The organism is Bacillus sp. EB106-08-02-XG196 (assembly GCF_013396335.1).
In the GTDB taxonomy this organism is placed as follows: Bacteria; Bacillota; Bacilli; order Bacillales; family Cytobacillaceae; genus Neobacillus.
The window spans coordinates 135,221-151,903 of the sequence record NZ_JABWSY010000017.1 but is presented as its reverse complement, the minus strand read 5'-3'; the positions used below and the strand labels follow the sequence as shown (position 1 = coordinate 151,903).

Annotated in this window: 18 protein-coding genes; 15 read left to right on the top strand and 3 right to left on the bottom strand. The window is 39.0% G+C overall.

The window, feature by feature from the left end:
- The first annotated feature begins 256 nt into the window (after positions 1 to 256).
- The 5 genes from tsaE (at position 257) to MLOOGBEN_RS23565 (ending at position 3,661) form a co-directional block, all read left to right on the top strand.
- On the top strand, positions 257 to 730 hold the full coding sequence (gene tsaE, locus MLOOGBEN_RS23585) for a tRNA (adenosine(37)-N6)-threonylcarbamoyltransferase complex ATPase subunit type 1 TsaE (protein WP_179160714.1): 474 nt from the start codon (positions 257 to 259) through the stop codon (positions 728 to 730).
- Entirely contained in the window at positions 711 to 1,418 is a 708-nt protein-coding gene (gene tsaB / locus MLOOGBEN_RS23580) for a tRNA (adenosine(37)-N6)-threonylcarbamoyltransferase complex dimerization subunit type 1 TsaB (RefSeq protein WP_179160713.1), read from the top strand. Before tsaE ends, tsaB begins: the two co-directional genes overlap by 20 nt.
- A 12-nt stretch (positions 1,419 to 1,430) precedes the next feature.
- The gene (rimI, locus tag MLOOGBEN_RS23575) at positions 1,431 to 1,880 is read left to right on the top strand and encodes a ribosomal protein S18-alanine N-acetyltransferase (protein WP_179160712.1); all 450 of its coding nucleotides are present in this window, start codon (positions 1,431 to 1,433) and stop codon (positions 1,878 to 1,880) included.
- Positions 1,877 to 2,899 carry a tRNA (adenosine(37)-N6)-threonylcarbamoyltransferase complex transferase subunit TsaD gene (tsaD, locus tag MLOOGBEN_RS23570; RefSeq protein WP_179160711.1) on the top strand — a complete coding sequence of 341 codons (1,023 nt, stop codon included), beginning with the start codon at positions 1,877 to 1,879 and terminating at the stop codon, positions 2,897 to 2,899. The genes rimI and tsaD overlap by 4 nt, the downstream gene beginning before the upstream one ends.
- Positions 2,900 to 3,226: 327 nt before the next feature.
- Positions 3,227 to 3,661, top strand: coding sequence for a Gmad2 immunoglobulin-like domain-containing protein (locus MLOOGBEN_RS23565; RefSeq protein ID WP_179160710.1), 435 nt, complete (start codon positions 3,227 to 3,229; stop codon positions 3,659 to 3,661).
- 42 nt (positions 3,662 to 3,703) lie between these two features.
- Here the strand turns inward: MLOOGBEN_RS23565 and MLOOGBEN_RS23560 are convergent, their stop codons facing one another.
- Positions 3,704 to 5,623 (bottom strand): ABC-F family ATP-binding cassette domain-containing protein, encoded by a 1,920-nt coding sequence (locus MLOOGBEN_RS23560; RefSeq protein ID WP_179160709.1) that lies wholly within the window; start codon positions 5,621 to 5,623, stop codon positions 3,704 to 3,706.
- A 187-nt stretch (positions 5,624 to 5,810) separates the two neighbouring features.
- On the opposite strand from MLOOGBEN_RS23560, the gene moaC reads away from it, so the two are divergent.
- The 5 genes from moaC to MLOOGBEN_RS23535 all read left to right on the top strand — a co-directional run bounded on the left by moaC (position 5,811) and on the right by MLOOGBEN_RS23535 (position 9,197).
- Entirely contained in the window at positions 5,811 to 6,308 is a 498-nt protein-coding gene (gene moaC, locus MLOOGBEN_RS23555) for a cyclic pyranopterin monophosphate synthase MoaC (protein ID WP_179160708.1), read from the top strand.
- A gap of 32 nt (positions 6,309 to 6,340) precedes the next feature.
- Positions 6,341 to 6,994, top strand: a complete 654-nt coding sequence (locus MLOOGBEN_RS23550) for a redox-sensing transcriptional repressor Rex (RefSeq protein ID WP_179160707.1) — start codon at positions 6,341 to 6,343, stop codon at positions 6,992 to 6,994.
- 121 nt (positions 6,995 to 7,115) lie between these two features.
- Positions 7,116 to 7,739 carry a YhbD family protein gene (locus MLOOGBEN_RS23545; RefSeq protein WP_179160706.1) on the top strand — a complete coding sequence of 208 codons (624 nt, stop codon included), beginning with the start codon at positions 7,116 to 7,118 and terminating at the stop codon, positions 7,737 to 7,739.
- Between the two features lie 12 nt (positions 7,740 to 7,751).
- Positions 7,752 to 8,468 (top strand): polymer-forming cytoskeletal protein, encoded by a 717-nt coding sequence (locus tag MLOOGBEN_RS23540; RefSeq protein WP_179160705.1) that lies wholly within the window; start codon positions 7,752 to 7,754, stop codon positions 8,466 to 8,468.
- 18 nt (positions 8,469 to 8,486) lie between these two features.
- Positions 8,487 to 9,197 (top strand): cytoplasmic protein, encoded by a 711-nt coding sequence (locus tag MLOOGBEN_RS23535; protein ID WP_179160704.1) that lies wholly within the window; start codon positions 8,487 to 8,489, stop codon positions 9,195 to 9,197.
- A gap of 46 nt (positions 9,198 to 9,243) precedes the next feature.
- Here MLOOGBEN_RS23535 and MLOOGBEN_RS23530 read toward each other — a convergent pair whose 3' ends face one another.
- Complete coding sequence (locus MLOOGBEN_RS23530; protein ID WP_179160703.1) at positions 9,244 to 9,444, bottom strand: YdiK family protein; 201 nt, start codon at positions 9,442 to 9,444, stop codon at positions 9,244 to 9,246.
- The gene (locus MLOOGBEN_RS23525) at positions 9,441 to 10,163 is read right to left on the bottom strand and encodes a CPBP family intramembrane glutamic endopeptidase (RefSeq protein ID WP_179160702.1); all 723 of its coding nucleotides are present in this window, start codon (positions 10,161 to 10,163) and stop codon (positions 9,441 to 9,443) included. The genes MLOOGBEN_RS23530 and MLOOGBEN_RS23525 overlap by 4 nt, the downstream gene beginning before the upstream one ends.
- A gap of 280 nt (positions 10,164 to 10,443) precedes the next feature.
- Here MLOOGBEN_RS23525 and groES point away from each other — a divergent pair, with 280 nt between their 5' ends.
- The 5 genes from groES to MLOOGBEN_RS28995 all read left to right on the top strand — a co-directional run bounded on the left by groES (position 10,444) and on the right by MLOOGBEN_RS28995 (position 16,270).
- Positions 10,444 to 10,731: a co-chaperone GroES gene (gene groES, locus MLOOGBEN_RS23520; RefSeq protein WP_179160701.1), complete on the top strand. Its 288-nt coding sequence runs from the start codon at positions 10,444 to 10,446 to the stop codon at positions 10,729 to 10,731.
- A 40-nt stretch (positions 10,732 to 10,771) separates the two neighbouring features.
- On the top strand, positions 10,772 to 12,403 hold the full coding sequence (gene groL, locus MLOOGBEN_RS23515) for a chaperonin GroEL (protein WP_179160700.1): 1,632 nt from the start codon (positions 10,772 to 10,774) through the stop codon (positions 12,401 to 12,403).
- A gap of 717 nt (positions 12,404 to 13,120) precedes the next feature.
- Positions 13,121 to 14,137 (top strand): hypothetical protein, encoded by a 1,017-nt coding sequence (locus tag MLOOGBEN_RS23510; RefSeq protein ID WP_179160699.1) that lies wholly within the window; start codon positions 13,121 to 13,123, stop codon positions 14,135 to 14,137.
- Positions 14,138 to 14,153: 16 nt separating this feature from the next.
- Positions 14,154 to 15,272 carry a glycoside hydrolase family 25 domain-containing protein gene (locus MLOOGBEN_RS23505; RefSeq protein WP_179160698.1) on the top strand — a complete coding sequence of 373 codons (1,119 nt, stop codon included), beginning with the start codon at positions 14,154 to 14,156 and terminating at the stop codon, positions 15,270 to 15,272.
- 887 nt (positions 15,273 to 16,159) lie between these two features.
- A complete protein-coding gene (locus tag MLOOGBEN_RS28995; RefSeq protein ID WP_256989251.1) occupies positions 16,160 to 16,270 on the top strand; it encodes an amidohydrolase in 111 nt (36 codons plus the stop codon).
- The last annotated feature ends 413 nt before the right edge of the window (positions 16,271 to 16,683 follow it).

Sequence of the window (16,683 nt, the reverse complement as noted above, 5' to 3'; positions counted from 1 at the left end):
CTGGTAGTTCAGTTGGTTAGAATGCCTGCCTGTCACGCAGGAGGTCGCGGGTTCGAGTCCCGTCCAGACCGCCATTTATATTTTTAAAAACACGAAACGATGTTTCGTATTTTTTTTGCATTTTTGCTTAAATGGCGGAAATTAGGTAAAATACATAGTGAATGGACATCCTTAGGAGCTATCCTAAGGTTTTTTTTTACAAAAATAAGGTAGAATGAAGATAGCGGCATGCTATTGTTTCGTAAAAGGTGATAATATGAATCAGTATGAAAAAAATACAATAGATCCTAGTGAAACTTTTCAGCTTGCATCTAAACTTGCAGCGTTTTTACAGCCAGGCGATGTGATTTGCCTAGAGGGAGATTTAGGTGCTGGTAAAACCACCTTCACGAAAGGATTAGCTAAAGGATTAGATATAAAAAAAACTGTAAACAGTCCGACCTTTACCATAATAAAAGAGTATAAGGGCAGGCTGCCTTTGTATCATATGGATGTATACCGAGTTGCCGATTCTGGCGAGGATTTAGGCTTTGATGAATATTTTGAAGGCGATGGTGTCACCGTTGTGGAATGGGCTCATTTAATTGAAGAACAATTACCCGTTGAATTGTTAACCATCTATTTGTATCACGAGGGTCCTGATAAAAGAAAAATTGTGTTTGTTCCAAAAGGAAAGAGATATGAGCAATTATGTAAGGAGATATTTCTAAATGACCATTTTAGCGATTGATACTTCTAATTATCCATTAGGGGTTGCGCTTATTGAAGATAATCAGGTACTGGGCGAATATATTACCAACTTAAAGAAGAATCATTCGGTTCGAATTATGCCCGCCATACAAACGTTAATGAAGGATTGTGAAAGAGTCCCAGCACAGTTAACTAAAATAGTGGCGGCGAAGGGCCCAGGCTCCTATACAGGAGTTCGCATTGGCGTTACAATAGCCAAAACAATGGCTTGGTCGTTAAAGATTCCTCTAGTCGGAGTTTCTAGTCTTGAAATTATTGCAGCAGGGGCAGGGAGATACTTTGATGGTTATATTTCACCACTTTTTGATGCTAGAAGAGGACAAATCTACACAGGGCTATATGAATATCAAAGCGGGAAGCTAACGACAGTTAAAGACGATCGTTTGGTCCTGTCAGCAGATTGGGCTGACTCATTACAGGAGTTAAAGAAACCCATATTATTTGTTGGTAACGATATACCCCTTCATCAAACTGTGATAAACGATACCCTGGGCTCTCAAGCAGTATTCTCTGCGATTACGGAGCATAATCCTCGCCCTGCGGAGCTTGCGTTATTAGGTAAAGATAAACAGGGGGAAGACATTCATTCCTTTGTTCCTAATTATATCCGTTTAGCTGAAGCAGAAGCGAAGTGGTTAGAGGCAAATGGGAAAATTTTAAAAGGATAGGATTAGAGAAATATGGTAGATTCTTATGTTTTCCGTTATATGAAGGAAGAGGATATCGATCAAATTTTAGAGGTTGAACATGCCTCTTTTGCTACACCCTGGAGCAGAGAAGCTTTTTATAATGAAATTTATAACAATAAATTTGCTGTTTATCTTGTCTTGGAAGAAGACCAAAAGATAATTGGTTATGTTGGTGCCTGGGTGGTCATTGATGAAGCCCATGTAACGAATGTGGCCATTCTTCCTGAGTATAGAGGCAGAAAGCTTGGAGAAGCATTGCTTCGTAAAATGATGACACTTGCTAAGGATATGGGAGCGAGAAGCATGACTCTTGAAGTTCGAGTGACGAATCATGTGGCACAATCTCTTTACCGTAAATTAGGATTCCAAAATGGCGGCATTCGGAAAAATTATTATTCAGATAATCAAGAAGATGCCCTAGTGATGTGGGTGAATATATGATTAAAGATCAGTGGATTATGGGAATTGAAACAAGCTGTGATGAAACAGCTGTTGCGATTATCAAAAATGGCAGGGAAATTGCTGCCAATGTGGTTGCCTCACAAATTGAAAGTCATAAGCGTTTTGGCGGAGTGGTACCTGAAATTGCCTCCCGTCATCATGTTGAACAAATTACGATGATCATGGAAGAGGCTTTAAAGGAAGCAAGACTTACATTTTCAGAGTTGGATGCAATTGCCGTAACGGAAGGTCCTGGATTAGTTGGTGCTTTATTGATTGGTGTAAATGCTGCAAAAGCACTAGCATTTGCACATAACATTCCACTCGTCCCTGTTCATCATATTGCCGGACATATTTATGCAAACCAGCTTGTGACGGAGCTGCGTTTTCCTCTCCTCTCCTTAGTGGTGTCTGGAGGTCATACGGAGTTAGTCTATATGAAAGAACAGGGACATTTTGAGGTCATTGGTGAAACCAGAGATGACGCTGCTGGTGAGGCCTATGATAAGGTTGCCAGAACCTTGAAATTGCCATATCCCGGCGGACCGCATATTGACCGGCTGGCTCAAGAAGGCAGTGATACCCTTAAATTGCCTAGAGCTTGGCTGGAAGAAGGTTCATATGATTTTAGCTTTAGCGGATTAAAATCAGCCGTTATTAATACCGTTCATAATGCCGAACAACGTGGTGAAATCATCGCACCAGAGGATCTTGCAGCAAGCTTTCAGGAAAGTGTAATCGAAGTATTGGTGAAAAAGACAGTAAAAGCAACCAAGGAATATAAGGTGGAGCAAGTGCTGCTGGCTGGTGGAGTTGCTGCGAATAAAGGTCTTAGAAAGGCACTCGAAATGGCCTTTTCAGAAAAAGCCGATATTGATTTAGTTATACCGCCTTTAAACTTGTGTACAGATAACGCTGCGATGATTGCTGCGGCAGGAAGCGTTATGTTCGAAAAAGGAATTCGCGCTGACCTTTCATTAAATGCAAATCCAGGGTTAGATATAGAATTATACAATTAGTCCTTCTGAATAAGAAGGGCTTTTTTGTGGATAACTTTTTTGAAAAAATTGTGCATTACATGAAGAATGTGGGTAAGTCACCTGTATTATGTGGACAATGTGGATAAGTAGGGCTTTTTCTGTGGATAATGTGGAAAAGTAGGAATAAGGTTGCAGTACTAAGTTCTAATATGTGTATAAAGTTGTGGAAAAAGGATCTTGGGGAAGAAATTTAAGGGTTTTTCACGAATTTTGTCGATTATTAAGTGAAAATGTAAAGCTGCCTCCATAGGGAATTTTTTAATTTCGGCGAATATAGTAGTTAAAAAGTAGAAGAGGGGGATATGGATGAAAAGGAAGTTCTTATTAGGGATTCTCATGGTTTTATTTTTTGGATTAACTGCCTGCAGCTTAGATATTAATATATCAACAGACGATAAAAAGCCTGAGGTAATTGATGATGGAAATGATCAAGAACAGGTAGACAATAAACAGTATCAAAATGAAGTCTTTAAAGAAGTTACACTTTCAAAATCGAATGGCGAGGTAACGGTAAAGGGAAAGGCAAGGGTGTTTGAAGGTGTTTTTCAATATGCTGTAATCTCTGGAACGGAGATATTACAAGAAAATCATTATCAAACAGACGGTGCCCCTGCATGGGGAAGCTTTGAAATAACAATCGACAAGGAGCTTTTGACAAAAGAAGAAGTTTCGTTCGAGCTATTTGTTTATTCCGCAAAGGACGGTTCTAAAACAGACATCTTAACCATTCCACTAAAATAGTAAAAGGGGCTTGGATAGTGTTTATCCAAGCCCCCCTTGTATTTATTCGGCTAGTTCAGCCCATTCTTCCATTAACTTTTCGAGTTCAGCCCTTGCTTTTTCATTTTTTAAATTGATTTCAAGAACCTTCTCGTGGTCCTGAAATATGACAGGCTCACATAGCTTTTCCTCGTACTCTTGGATGAGTGCCTCCAGCTCTTCAATACGTAATTCAATTTCTTCTAACTTGCGCTTTCGCTGCCGCTCAAGCTTTTTACTTTCTTTATCCTGTTGATAGGTATTTCTTTCTTGTATTTCACTTTGAGTTTGTTTCTTTGCGCTGCTGGCAATGTCTAAAGCCTTTAGCTCTTCTTCCTCAAGCTTTTTCTCCAAATAATAGTCATAGTCACCGAGATACTCTTGACTTCCGTGTGCACTAAGCTCTAATACCTTTGTCGCAATTCTGTTAATAAAGTAGCGATCATGTGATACAAAAATAATCGTACCTGGGTAGTCGACTAATGCATTTTCGAGAACTTCTTTACTATCTAGGTCAAGATGGTTTGTAGGCTCGTCCAATATTAGAACATTTGCTTTCTCAAGCATTAATTTGGCTAGTGCCAGTCTTGCCTTTTCACCGCCGCTTAATGTAGAAACAATTTTTAATACATCATCACCTGAAAACAGAAAGTTACCTAGGACAGTCCGTATTTCCTTTTCGCTTTTTAACGGCCATTCATCCCATAGCTCATTTAGAACTCGCTTATTGGAGGTCAATTCTGCCTGCTCCTGGTCGTAGTAACCAATTGCCAGATTTGCCCCGTATTGAATCGTACCGGCTAAGGCCGGAAGTTTTTTTATGATTGTTTTTAGTAGAGTAGATTTACCAATTCCATTTGGGCCAACTAAGGCGATACTTTCACCACGATAAGCACGGTAGGAGATGTTCTCCGATACCTTTTTTCCATCGTATCCGACTGCCAGGGTATCTACAAATAGAACATCATTCCCAGTTTGTTTCTCTAGTTCAAAAGAGAAGGTGGCAGACTTCTCGTCTCCTAAGGGACGGTCCATTAAGTCCATTTTCTCCAACTTTTTACGCCGGCTTTGAGCGCGTTTGGTCGTCGAAGCACGCGCTAGGTTACGCTGGATAAAATCCTGAAGATCCGAAACTTCCTGCTGCTGCTTTTCATATACCTTTAAATCACGTTCATAATTTGCCGCTTTTTGATCTAGATAAGAGCTATAGTTTCCGATGAATTTTTGAATTTGCCTCCGTGAAACTTCATAAACCTGTGTGACCACTTTATCCAAAAAGTAGCGGTCATGGGACACGATTAAGATGGCCCCGTCATAGCCTTGTAAGTATTGCTCCAGCCACGTAAGTGTATCGATATCGAGATGGTTTGTAGGCTCATCCAAAATTAATATATCGGGCTTCGTTAAAAGGAGTTTCCCTAATGCTAGACGAGTCTTCTGACCGCCGCTTAAGCTGGATATCATTAATGAGTTATTGCGAAAATTTAAACCATGGAGGATAGAGCGAATATCTGCTTCGTACTGATAGCCACCCTGTTCTTTAAATTTCACTTGCAGTTCATCATATTCCTTTAAAATTCGGTCGTAGCGGGGACTATCCTCCATAGCGGCAGGATCCGACATCGAAACCTCTAAATGTCGAAGTGATTTTTCCATACTTCTAAGTGGTTCGAAAACGGTTAGCATTTCATCCCAAATCGACAAATTTGATTCTAATCCGGTATTCTGTGCTAAATAACCAATGCTTACGCCCTTTGGTTTAATAATTTCTCCGCCATCATGGGACAGATGCCCAGCTATAATTTTCAATAATGTTGATTTCCCTGCACCGTTTCGCCCCACAAGTGCAACACGGTCCCGCGTTTGTAATTCTAGTTTTATATTCGATAAAATTAGGTCTGCACCATAGTATTTTGCTAGTTGATTCACTTGCAATAAAATCATTGTTTTTCACCTCAATCACTAAAATAAGTGTACCTTATTCCAAGAAAGTCGGCAATAAAGTGTCTTGGTGTTGGGGAAAATAAGAGAATATCTCTTAAGAAAAAAATGTAAATATTTTATCATTCGCTCAAGGTTTCACAGACAAATTTCGAAAAATATAGTATGATTTTATGGGAGGATACTGTTTATGTCTGAATTTACTCATTTTAACGAAGAAGGAAGAGCGAAAATGGTGGATGTTAGCGATAAGCCAGAAACGGCCCGTACGGCACTAGCTCATTCCAGTATTACGGTCAGTAAAGAAATTTATGATAAAATAACAAATAACGAAATGAAAAAAGGCGATGTTCTTGCTGTGGCTCAAGTGGCTGCAGTAATGGGAGCAAAGAAGACCTGGGATTTGATCCCCATGTGTCACCCGATTCCTTTAACAGGGGTAAATATATCCTTCTCATGGGAAAAGGAACATGATAGCGCATATACATTAAATATTGCCGCTGCTGTCAAAACAAAAGGAAATACAGGTGTTGAAATGGAAGCGTTAACAGCTGCTTCCACATGTGCATTAACGGTTTATGACATGTGTAAAGCAGTAGATAAAGGTATGGTTATAGGAAAAACATATTTGGTTGAAAAAACAGGTGGAAAAAACGGAGATTTCCATAGGACGGAACAAGTTAGATAAATGATCAAACTATTTATAGGGGGTGGGAGAATATGAGTAATGAAACAATGAAAATACCACAAGCGACAGCAAAACGGCTTCCCTTATATTATCGATTTTTAAAGAATCTACATTCTTCCGGTAAACAGAGGGTATCTTCTGCAGAACTAAGTGAGGCAGTGAAGGTGGATTCGGCAACGATTCGCCGGGATTTTTCTTATTTTGGAGCCTTAGGAAAAAAGGGATATGGCTATAATGTCAATTATTTATTAACTTTTTTTCGGAAAACATTAGATCAAGATGAATTAACGAAAGTAGCATTAATTGGTGTAGGTAATCTTGGCACAGCCTTTTTAAATTATAATTTTTTAAAAAATAATAATACAAAAATTGAATGTGCCTTTGATGTGGATCCGAATAAGATGGGCACAACGATTCGCGATGTACCAGTGTTTCATATGGATGAACTCGAGAAGGTTTTAAGCAATGATGATGTTCATGTAGCCATTCTGACTGTACCTGCTCCAGTGGCACAAATGATTACCGATAGACTTGTAAATTCCAATATTAAGGCAATCCTGAATTTTACTCCTGCCAGATTGAATGTGCCGCCATCGATTCGCGTGCATCATATTGACTTGGCTGTCGAATTACAATCACTTATTTACTTCCTGAAGCACTACCCAACAGAGGAAATTGAAGAATAAGAGTAAAGACCTTTTCACGTATATAGTGAAAAGGTCTTTTTTGTCGGATAAAAATATAGATGGAAACTTTACAAACGTAACAGTGTTATGTTACATTCGTTCTATGAAAGGGGTTTTCATGATGAGCGAGGAATTAATTTCGAAGAAGGATTTGTTGGATTTAGCCGGAATCTCTTATGGGCAGTTATATAGATGGAAACGAAAAGACCTTATACCTGAGGATTGGTTTATTAGAAAATCAACCTTTACAGGTCAAGAGACATTCTTTCCGAAAGTTAAGATCTTAGAACGAATTAATAAAATTCAACTGATGAAAGAAAACCTGTCTTTAGATGAACTAGCTGATATGTTTTCACCGAATATTGCTGATTTACAGCTGGAGAAGGATGAATTAGTAAAGCGTAACATTGTTTCAACTACAGTGCTTGATTATTATTTAGAGATAGAAAAGGGCGGTCCTACGTTTAATTTTTCACGAATCCTTGAAGTGTATGTTTTAGAAAAGCTGCTTCAATCAGGTGAAATTAATTTGGATGAAGGAAAAATGCTGTTACAGGTTTTACTAGACAATAAGTCAGTGATTAAGCAAAAGAACGCAGAATTGGTGATCACCAGGAAATTAGGTGTTTCATCTTGTCTTTTACTTATTAATACAGAGAACTTCCAATTTGAACGGGGCACAAAAATAGTCACCCAGCTATCGCTAATGGGATGCATGGAAGAAATTAAATCGAAATTATTATAAAGGAGAATCAAAATGGAGACGAAAAAAAGGGGAGACTTGCTCATAAACGGTCTTGGATCTTCAAATGGAGGATCGTTCAATTCGGTCAGTATTAATGGTAAAGGCAGTGTTACAGGTGATGTGGAATGCTCGGAACTGGATTTTAATGGTTCAGGCTCAGTAGCTGGGAACGTTGTTGTGAATCATGCACGGATAAATGGACGAGGAAAGATTAATGGCAATATGGAGAGTCAGATTCTCACGGTTGATGGGACGGCGGGAGTGACGGGAAACCTGTTGGTAAAGAAGCTGAAGGTATCAGGCAAAGCGAATGTCGGAGGGAAAATTAAAGGGGATGAAATAAAGATAAGAGGCAGGTTAACGGTGGGAGAAGATTGTGAAGCAGAAACGTTTAAAGCAGAATCACAATTTAGTATCGGCGGCTTGTTAAATGCTGATTTAGTGGATATCACTATTTTTGCTGATTGCCATGCAAAAGAGATTGGCGGTCAAACCATCCTAATAAAGCAAAAAAACTCACTTCTAGGCTATTTTAAACCTTTTGTACGTACCCAATTGAAAACGGAATGTATTGAAGGGGATAAAATTGAGATTGAAAACACCAAGGCTGGGATAGTCCGTGGTAAAAATGTAGTAGTTGGAGCTAATTGCGAAATTGATGTGGTTGAATACTCGGGTGAATTTACAATGGATAAAAATTCGATTGTGAAGGACATCAGAAAAATATAGGTGAAGGGTGGAAGAGAAATGGAAAAAGGTCATAACCTAACGATTAATGGATCCGGGAATTACTCCGGGGGCCAATACGACAAAATTAGCATTAGGGGAGATGCCACGCTTGCTTCTGATTTAGAATGTTCTGCTTTCAATATCTTTGGAACGAGTGAAGCTTTGGAAAGTGTGAAAACAAAGTCTGTAAAGGTCTTTGGTGAGGCAGAAGTAAAGGGAAATTTGGAGTCAGAGGAAATGCTGATTATGGGGACTATGACAGTCGGCGGCAGGGCGGATTTGAAGAAAATGAAAATACTCGGAACTCTTGATGTTGGTGATAATTTAACAGGTGATGAAGCCAATATTAAAGGAATGATATCTGTAGGCGGCGACGTTGAATATGAGACCTTTGATTCATCAGGAGGCTTTGAAATTAAAGGTTTGCTTAATGCAGATAAAATAAACATATCGTTACGGTTTGGGCAGAGTTTTGCAGAAGAAATTGGCGGAGGGGTGATTACGGTTAAGAAGAAGAGTAACACCCTCCTTCCATTTGGAAAAGAAACGGGGATGCTTATTGCCAAGGTTATTGAAGGGGATATCGTTTCCTTAGAAAATACAAGAGCAGATATCGTTCGCGGAAAAAGTGTGAAAATCGGAGCAGGCTGCCAAATTGGAACCGTTGAATATTCAACCGAACTGACACAGGATAAAAATTCAACGATAAAAACGAAGACAAAGCTATAGTTAAAAGGTCTTTTCGCATTCAGTGAGAAGACCTTTTAACTTACACTTATTTTTTAATTTGTTTTTTATATTTATTGTAAAAGAAAATGATTCTTAAACCAGATCCGAAGTCAAAGGTGGCAAGGATTACGAGCAGATAACTGAAAAACCCCCAGCCGTTTTGTGCGACATCCTCGACTGCAAAATAGGTAAATAAACAACCAAGCACAATATAAATAATTCCGGAAAACATAGGTGAACGTTTCATAGAAAGCCTCCGATAAAGTTTTGAATGGTTTCTGCCTTACGCATGAATTCAGTAATCTCATCTTTATAAACCGACTGCATGACGACCACTAATGTATTCATGGCAACATGGGCAAAAATCGGCACAAGGATATGTTTTGTTTTTACGTAGAGAAAGGCAAAAGTGAAACCCATAGCTGAATATAGCAGAATATGATGCGGCTCCATATGAGCCAAGGCAAAAATGACCGAGCTAATTAGAGCAGATAAAAAAAAGTTAAAACGTTTATGAAGAGTACCGAAAATAATCTTCCGAAAGACAATCTCCTCTAATATCGGCCCGATAACAGAGCTGACTAAAATGGCAAGCGGAAAGGATTCAATAATGTTTAGAATTTGCTGGGTGTTTTCAGATCCCATATCAACCCCAATAAGCTGTTCAATATTGGCAGCGAGGGCTTGGGCAAATAAGGCTAGAAAGACACCGATTACTGCCCAGGCAGCAGAATAGCTAATGGAACTGCCTCTTTCATTCAGCGCAGGTTTCTTCATTTCTGTTCGTAATAGGAAAAGAATAATCACGAGTGCCAGGGTGAAGCTGAAAATTAACCAGTAGGGGACAACCAGTCCTTGGTCCATCCCTAAATATCCAAATAGAAACATCAGCCCAGGAATGCCAATCAGGCTCGATAACTGCATAGCTATATAGACAATTAATATTATCCAATATTCCCTTTTCAAATGTTATATCTCCTTTAAGAAGCCTTCTTGTTATTTTAACCTATAGTTCATTCTACTAATAATGGCAGGGTTGTTTCAATTTTAATGTTTATTTTTAAAAACGAAGTATATTCCTTTGTCTAAATCACATACTTGTAAGGTTGTAAAAAATGAGAAAAAAATACTGCTTCATACTTGCAAATTTTTTTTGCATTGATTATGATAATAATTGTGTTAGCACTCATGTTAAGAGAGTGCTAATAAGTCAGAATTACATATCTATTTGAGGAGGTTGTTTGATTTGTTAAGACCACTAGGTGATCGTATTGTCATTGAGCTTGTTGAATCAGAAGAAAAAACTGCAAGCGGTATCGTTTTACCGGACTCTGCTAAGGAAAAGCCTCAAGAAGGAAAAGTAGTTGCTGTAGGTACTGGTCGTGTGCTTGAAAGTGGCGAACGCGTTGCTCTTGAAGTTTCTGTAGGCGATCGTATTATCTTCTCAAAATACTCTGGAACAGAAGTTAAGTTTGATGGAAATGAATATTTAATTTTACGTGAAAACGATATCCTTGCTGTAGTTGGCGAGTAATAAAAAAATAGTTTAGAAAATACGAGGAGGTTTTTTGAACATGGCTAAAGAGATTAAATTTAGTGAAGATGCACGCCGCGCAATGCTGCGTGGAGTTGATGCGCTGGCGGATACAGTAAAAGTAACGCTTGGACCTAAAGGACGTAACGTAGTTCTTGAGAAAAAATTTGGTTCACCGCTAATTACGAACGACGGTGTAACAATCGCGAAAGAAATCGAATTAGAAGATGCATTTGAAAATATGGGTGCAAAACTAGTTGCTGAAGTTGCAAGCAAAACGAATGATGTTGCTGGTGACGGTACTACAACTGCAACCGTTCTTGCTCAAGCGATGATTCGTGAAGGCTTAAAGAACGTAACAGCTGGTGCTAACCCAATGGGTATCCGTAAAGGGATTGAAAAGGCAGTTACAGTTGCTGTTGAAGGATTAAAGGCTATTTCTAAACCAATCGAAGGCAAAGAGTCTATTGCACAAGTTGCGGCTATTTCTTCTGATGATAAAGAAGTAGGACAATTAATTGCTGAAGCAATGGAGCGCGTTGGTAACGACGGCGTCATCACAATCGAAGAGTCAAAAGGCTTCACAACTGAACTAGATGTTGTTGAAGGTATGCAATTCGACCGCGGATATACTTCTGCATACATGGTAACAAACACAGACAAAATGGAAGCTGTATTAGAAAATCCATATGTCTTAATCACTGACAAAAAAATCTCAAGCATCCAGGAAATCCTTCCTGTCCTTGAGCAAGTTGTTCAACAAGGCAAGCCGCTATTATTGATTGCTGAAGATATCGAAGGTGAAGCACTTTCAACTTTAGTATTGAACAAGCTTCGTGGAACATTCAATGCAGTTGCTGTTAAAGCTCCTGGATTTGGTGACCGTCGTAAAGCAATGCTTGAAGATATCGCTGCATTAACTGGCGGTGAAGTGATTACTGAAGAGCTTGGCCGTGAATTGAAAACGACAACCATCACATCTTTAGGACGCGCTTCTAAGATTGTTGTTACAAAAGAAAACACTACAATCGTTGAAGGTGCAGGAGATACTGCTGCCATTGCTTCTCGTGTAAATCAAATCCGTGTTCAATTAGAAGAAACTACTTCTGAATTTGACCGTGAAAAATTACAAGAGCGTCTAGCTAAATTAGCTGGCGGTGTTGCAGTAATCAAAGTTGGTGCTGCGACTGAAACTGAATTAAAAGAGCGCAAGCTTCGTATCGAAGATGCTTTGAACGCTACTCGTGCTGCAGTTGAAGAAGGTATCGTATCCGGTGGTGGTGTTGCCCTTCTAAACGTATACAGCAAAGTTGCTGAAGTTCAAGCAGAAGGCGACGTAGCTACTGGTATCAACATCGTATTACGTGCGATCGAAGAGCCTGTACGTACAATCGCTCACAATGCTGGCCTTGAAGGATCTGTTATTGTTGACCGCTTAAAGCGCGAAGCAGTTGGAACAGGCTTCAACGCAGCAACTGGCGAATGGGTAAACATGATCGACGCTGGTATCGTTGACCCAACTAAAGTAACACGTTCTGCATTACAAAACGCTGCATCCGTAGCGGCTATGTTCTTAACAACTGAAGCAGTTGTTGCTGACAAGCCAGAACCAGCTGGTCAAGGCGGCATGCCTGATATGAGCGGTATGGGTGGAATGGGCGGCATGATGTAATAGGGGTTTTAAAACCTTGTTATATCAACGTCTAAAATGATAATATGCTTTTCTTGTCCTCGGATTTGTCCTCGTTTTATAAAAAACAGGGCAGTCTATGACTAAAAAGCTATCTATAGGAGAAGGTCTTTCATCAGTTTGCTAAACTGTTGGGAGGCCTTTTCTTCCGTATTGGCAGTCATATGAGCGTAAATATTTATTGTGGTGTTAATGTCTGTGTGCACCAATCGTTGCTATATTTCCTTTATTTGAACAAGGTAAAGGAATTAGGTGAAATGTTTTTGATCTTCAATTTAAGATGGTTCTGTAACTGCTAAAAAGGACAATACCGAGGAAGAGTATCTCATTATTACGAACGGGAGCTTTATGGTATACAATCGTATCAAAATTTTTAAGCAGCCGAAAACACCTCATTTAATCGAGGTGTTTATTTTTTTTTGACTATAAATCTTATTCAAATAAAAACTACACAATTCAAACTTCTATGAATCTAGTGGTTAGACATTACCTTGACCTAATAGTTTCGATGTCCTCAATTGTATATGAGTAAAGCCCCTTTGTTTAAGTAGATTTGACTCATCCATTATAGAACCAGCTTAGGTTAAAAGAACTCTTTCTTTGTTAAAGAAACGAAAAACCGACAAAAAAAATAATAGTTATGTAGAATAATGTCTATGTGGGTTATGATGCCCTGCTTTTTTGAAAGGGGGTGAAATAATGTACCTACGGCATTTATTTATATCAGGTCTAATTGTTGGAGCCGCCATGTTTTTACCGAGCAATGTCTTTGCTGAGGAGAACGAACTTAGTGGACCGCAGAATTCCCAAAAAGCTCCTGGACAAGTTAGTCCTTCAGTGGGAATTGATAACGAAGCTGTAAAATCAGACGTTCCGGCCAAGGAAGAAACTATAGTGGAACCCGCAGCTGTAAAACCAGATGTTCCGGCCAAGGAAGAGGCTATAGTGGGACCCACAGCTGTGAAACCCAATGTTCCAGCCAAGGAAGAAGCTGTGGCAGAACCTAATCCAGCTATGAACAATCAAGGTAGAGTAAAGCAGCAGCCATCTAAAGTTCCTCCTAACAATCCAGCTATCCATAAGTCAGCTGCAGCATCACAAAAATTGCATGATCAGGCAAAAGGTAATGTGCAGTCTGCCTTAAATAAGACTGAAAGGTCCGTTAATGAGGCTCGCGATCCTGAAAAAGTGGCAGCTGTTGAGGAATATAATAATGGATTAGAAAAGAATACGCCGACTCCTAAAAACGGGTCTGGAAATTCTGCTTTAGATTCCTTACATAATTCTGAAACTGAAGTAAAAAAACAAGTCTACCCTGCAAGTTTCGAACCTCAAGGGAAGGACACAGATTTATCATTGGTCAAAAAGGAAAATCGTTCTGAACCCCTTTTGCAGGAGTCACAAGAAAAGAGTGGTATCCCATCAGCTGAGGAAAAGATTCCAAAGGTCAGTGAGGTGCCGAACCCAACGCAGCGGACGGGCAGTAACGGGGGACCATCAAATGACCGGGGCAGTCAGGGATTAAATACTATAAGTTTTCTAGATAAATGGTTTGTATGGAATCCATATTATGAAATCCAGCTTGTCCAATCTTATCTTTCTCAGCATACATGGTTGAATAATCAATGGGTGAATGCTCCACCTTCACCACCACCAATAGCAGCTCCTTTTTACCTAACGTTTACTGTTAACTTAGCCACAGGTAACGATAAATAAAGGAGCAAAATTGGAAATGAAACATTATTTTAAACCATATAAACTTGTTAAATCTTTTGTATTAACTGGAGTATTGTCATTTGGACTACTGGCAGGAGGCCCTTTTGCTGCGGCGGCTGGACTTGATAAAGCCAAAGTAGAGCCTGTTCAAGCTGCGCAAGCAAACAGTTCCGTAAATGTACATGCCAATGTGAAAGTAACGCCTGAGCTTCCTGCACAAGCTAAGGTTCCTACACAACCTGAGGTTCCCGCACAACCTGCAGTTCCTGCTCAGCAAGAAGAAGTAAAAGCCGAGATTCAACATAAGGAAAAAGGTAGTATCGGAAAATCGCAGGCAAGTATACATGCCAGTGAAACAGCCAAATTGAATGCTTCGGAAAACTCTGCCATCTTTTCTGAAGCACCAGTAGCAGAATATAATGAGACTTCCGAAAACCCAAATGACCTTTCTAATCCTTCAGTGGCAGAATTGAACGAAACGGATGCTACAGAGGAATATTTTTTCGGATCGGATTCCGCTACATTAGCGAATCCAGAAGGACAGGATTTTTATATAGGGAAGTTAGGCTATGGGAACAATGTGCAATTTGATGCAAGTACAGGCGGTGCAATTTATTTCAGTAGCGCTAGAGCACAGGATGCTACCTATGTTTACGGTTACTGGTTTTTATCCGGTATGCAAACTGCGCCATCAGGAATGTCGGCAAGCGATTGGGGAGTCCATCAGGCCAAATTAGCACTACAAGCCTATGAAACTATGAAAAGTGTATATGGTTCAAAAGTTAGACCTGTTATCTTTATTGATGTAGAACCGGCCCTAACCGGTATGAAAGACTATGACTATGCAAATAATCAAATGATTTATAACGCATTTGTGGATTATCTAAATCAATATGGACAAGGTGTAAAACCTGGCACCTATTCATCTCCAGGGAGCTGGGAACGCACAATGGGCGACTTTTCGCCAAGCACTCCAGGGGCTTATTGGGTCGCTTATTATCCGAGTGACATCCCTACAAATTTGACAACAAGCAATTCAGATTGGCTTAATTTCCCTGGAACAAACGAAAAGGCAGAAATTTGGCAGTACTATGGTGGATATGATGACTATAATGTAGCTTGGAAACTACCATAAACGAAATATAAGGGCAAAGTGTGTAGATTTAGAGTTTAATAGTTCGCTACTCCCCGCAGTACCCGAATAAAAAAAGCAACGCTATTTTGATCTGACCCAATAAAGTTAGACGAATATATTTAGGCAGCTTCTAAGATCTGAGTTCGTATTCTACTGAACTCAGATCTTTTAATTCCTTTTAGGAAAACACTATTATGACCAATGTTCGACTGCTAATCCCAAGCTACCATTTATAACAGAGTTAGTTGAAATTTATAGGCTTGCCTATAAAGGTATATGAAAAAATTTCCCTTTATCGGAATCTCATTGGATGGTGCCTGGCACCACATTCCTGTTAGAGGGTAGCGATGCCTATCGAATCTAAGACGTTATCAATCATAGAACTTCTCGTTTTCATAGCCTTTCGGGAAAAATTAGGCGAATCGATGCTAAAAAATCAGCACCGTTTCTAAGTTCAATCATTGAGTAAGTATTGTTTATCCAAATATGCGCTACAAAATGCTAACATTTTGCTAACGCAATCTCATGAAAAACTGTAAATTCCAGTTAAAGATGTTAACTTTTGGCCTTTTAAAAATGAGTGATAACATTAGTTATTTAATGTTGTCTACCTTTTTAAAAGGCTTTTTTTTTTTCCAAAAAGGGGTGTAAAGGAATAAAGACTTGGCTCAAGTTTTCTGTGCTAAAAATCAAACTAACCGTGCGTCTGTTATTGCTTTAAAATGCTAACATTTTGCTAACGCAAGATTTGTTCTTGTTTTTAAAAAACACCGAATTCATGACAAAAACAGCTAACTATAGGAGAAGGTCTTTTATCAGTTCACTGAACTGGGAAGGCCTTTTCTTATTACCTGCAGAAAAAACCTGGGGCATTTATTTTTGTAGGAATGGGCGGTGAAAAGAGTCAATATCCACACCATCACCCAAAACTCGATTTAGATGAAGATGTGTTTCCGAATGCTATTAAGCTATTTATCGAAATCATAAAAAATTATTAATAAGGATATACAAGAGTTTCCTCGACAATAAATTTTTCAGGGAAACGAGTAACAAGCCTGGTTTAAAAGGGCTTACTGTACTTTCAATCAAACGATTAGTTAGTATAAAATTTGTTTCTATTTGTTAAAAAGTGTATTTCGTTAGTTTCTATTGTCAGTTTTTAAGTTAATTCCTAACAACCACAACTTTTTTACGACAATTAATTCTTATGAAAACAGCCAAAAATTCTTTTGTAAAAAGGGTTTAGTCGGTATTTAATTAAACGTTTTAATTAGTTGAATTGGTATTAACCAAATGATTGATTAGAAAACCTTTAAATGCTGTCAAACCTGTGATTATCTCGACTTAGTAGGAAGAATATTGTCGTAAAAGGAATCTCGTAAAAATAGTGGAAAGCTTTTGAAGGTACCGA

Excerpts from the sequence above, each read along its gene's own strand:
- tsaE (WP_179160714.1), top strand. The coding sequence starts at position 257 with ATGAATCAGTATGAAAAAAATACAATAGATCCTAGTGAAACTTTTCAG.
- tsaB (WP_179160713.1), top strand. The coding sequence starts at position 711 with ATGACCATTTTAGCGATTGATACTTCTAATTATCCATTAGGGGTTGCG.
- rimI (WP_179160712.1), top strand. The coding sequence starts at position 1,431 with ATGGTAGATTCTTATGTTTTCCGTTATATGAAGGAAGAGGATATCGAT.
- tsaD (WP_179160711.1), top strand. The coding sequence starts at position 1,877 with ATGATTAAAGATCAGTGGATTATGGGAATTGAAACAAGCTGTGATGAA.
- MLOOGBEN_RS23565 (WP_179160710.1), top strand. The coding sequence starts at position 3,227 with ATGAAAAGGAAGTTCTTATTAGGGATTCTCATGGTTTTATTTTTTGGA.
- MLOOGBEN_RS23560 (WP_179160709.1), bottom strand. The coding sequence starts at position 5,623 with ATGATTTTATTGCAAGTGAATCAACTAGCAAAATACTATGGTGCAGAC.
- moaC (WP_179160708.1), top strand. The coding sequence starts at position 5,811 with ATGTCTGAATTTACTCATTTTAACGAAGAAGGAAGAGCGAAAATGGTG.
- MLOOGBEN_RS23550 (WP_179160707.1), top strand. The coding sequence starts at position 6,341 with ATGAGTAATGAAACAATGAAAATACCACAAGCGACAGCAAAACGGCTT.
- MLOOGBEN_RS23545 (WP_179160706.1), top strand. The coding sequence starts at position 7,116 with ATGAGCGAGGAATTAATTTCGAAGAAGGATTTGTTGGATTTAGCCGGA.
- MLOOGBEN_RS23540 (WP_179160705.1), top strand. The coding sequence starts at position 7,752 with ATGGAGACGAAAAAAAGGGGAGACTTGCTCATAAACGGTCTTGGATCT.
- MLOOGBEN_RS23535 (WP_179160704.1), top strand. The coding sequence starts at position 8,487 with ATGGAAAAAGGTCATAACCTAACGATTAATGGATCCGGGAATTACTCC.
- MLOOGBEN_RS23530 (WP_179160703.1), bottom strand. The coding sequence starts at position 9,444 with ATGAAACGTTCACCTATGTTTTCCGGAATTATTTATATTGTGCTTGGT.
- groL (WP_179160700.1), top strand. The coding sequence starts at position 10,772 with ATGGCTAAAGAGATTAAATTTAGTGAAGATGCACGCCGCGCAATGCTG.
- MLOOGBEN_RS23510 (WP_179160699.1), top strand. The coding sequence starts at position 13,121 with ATGTACCTACGGCATTTATTTATATCAGGTCTAATTGTTGGAGCCGCC.
- MLOOGBEN_RS23505 (WP_179160698.1), top strand. The coding sequence starts at position 14,154 with ATGAAACATTATTTTAAACCATATAAACTTGTTAAATCTTTTGTATTA.
- MLOOGBEN_RS28995 (WP_256989251.1), top strand. The coding sequence starts at position 16,160 with ATGGGCGGTGAAAAGAGTCAATATCCACACCATCACCCAAAACTCGAT.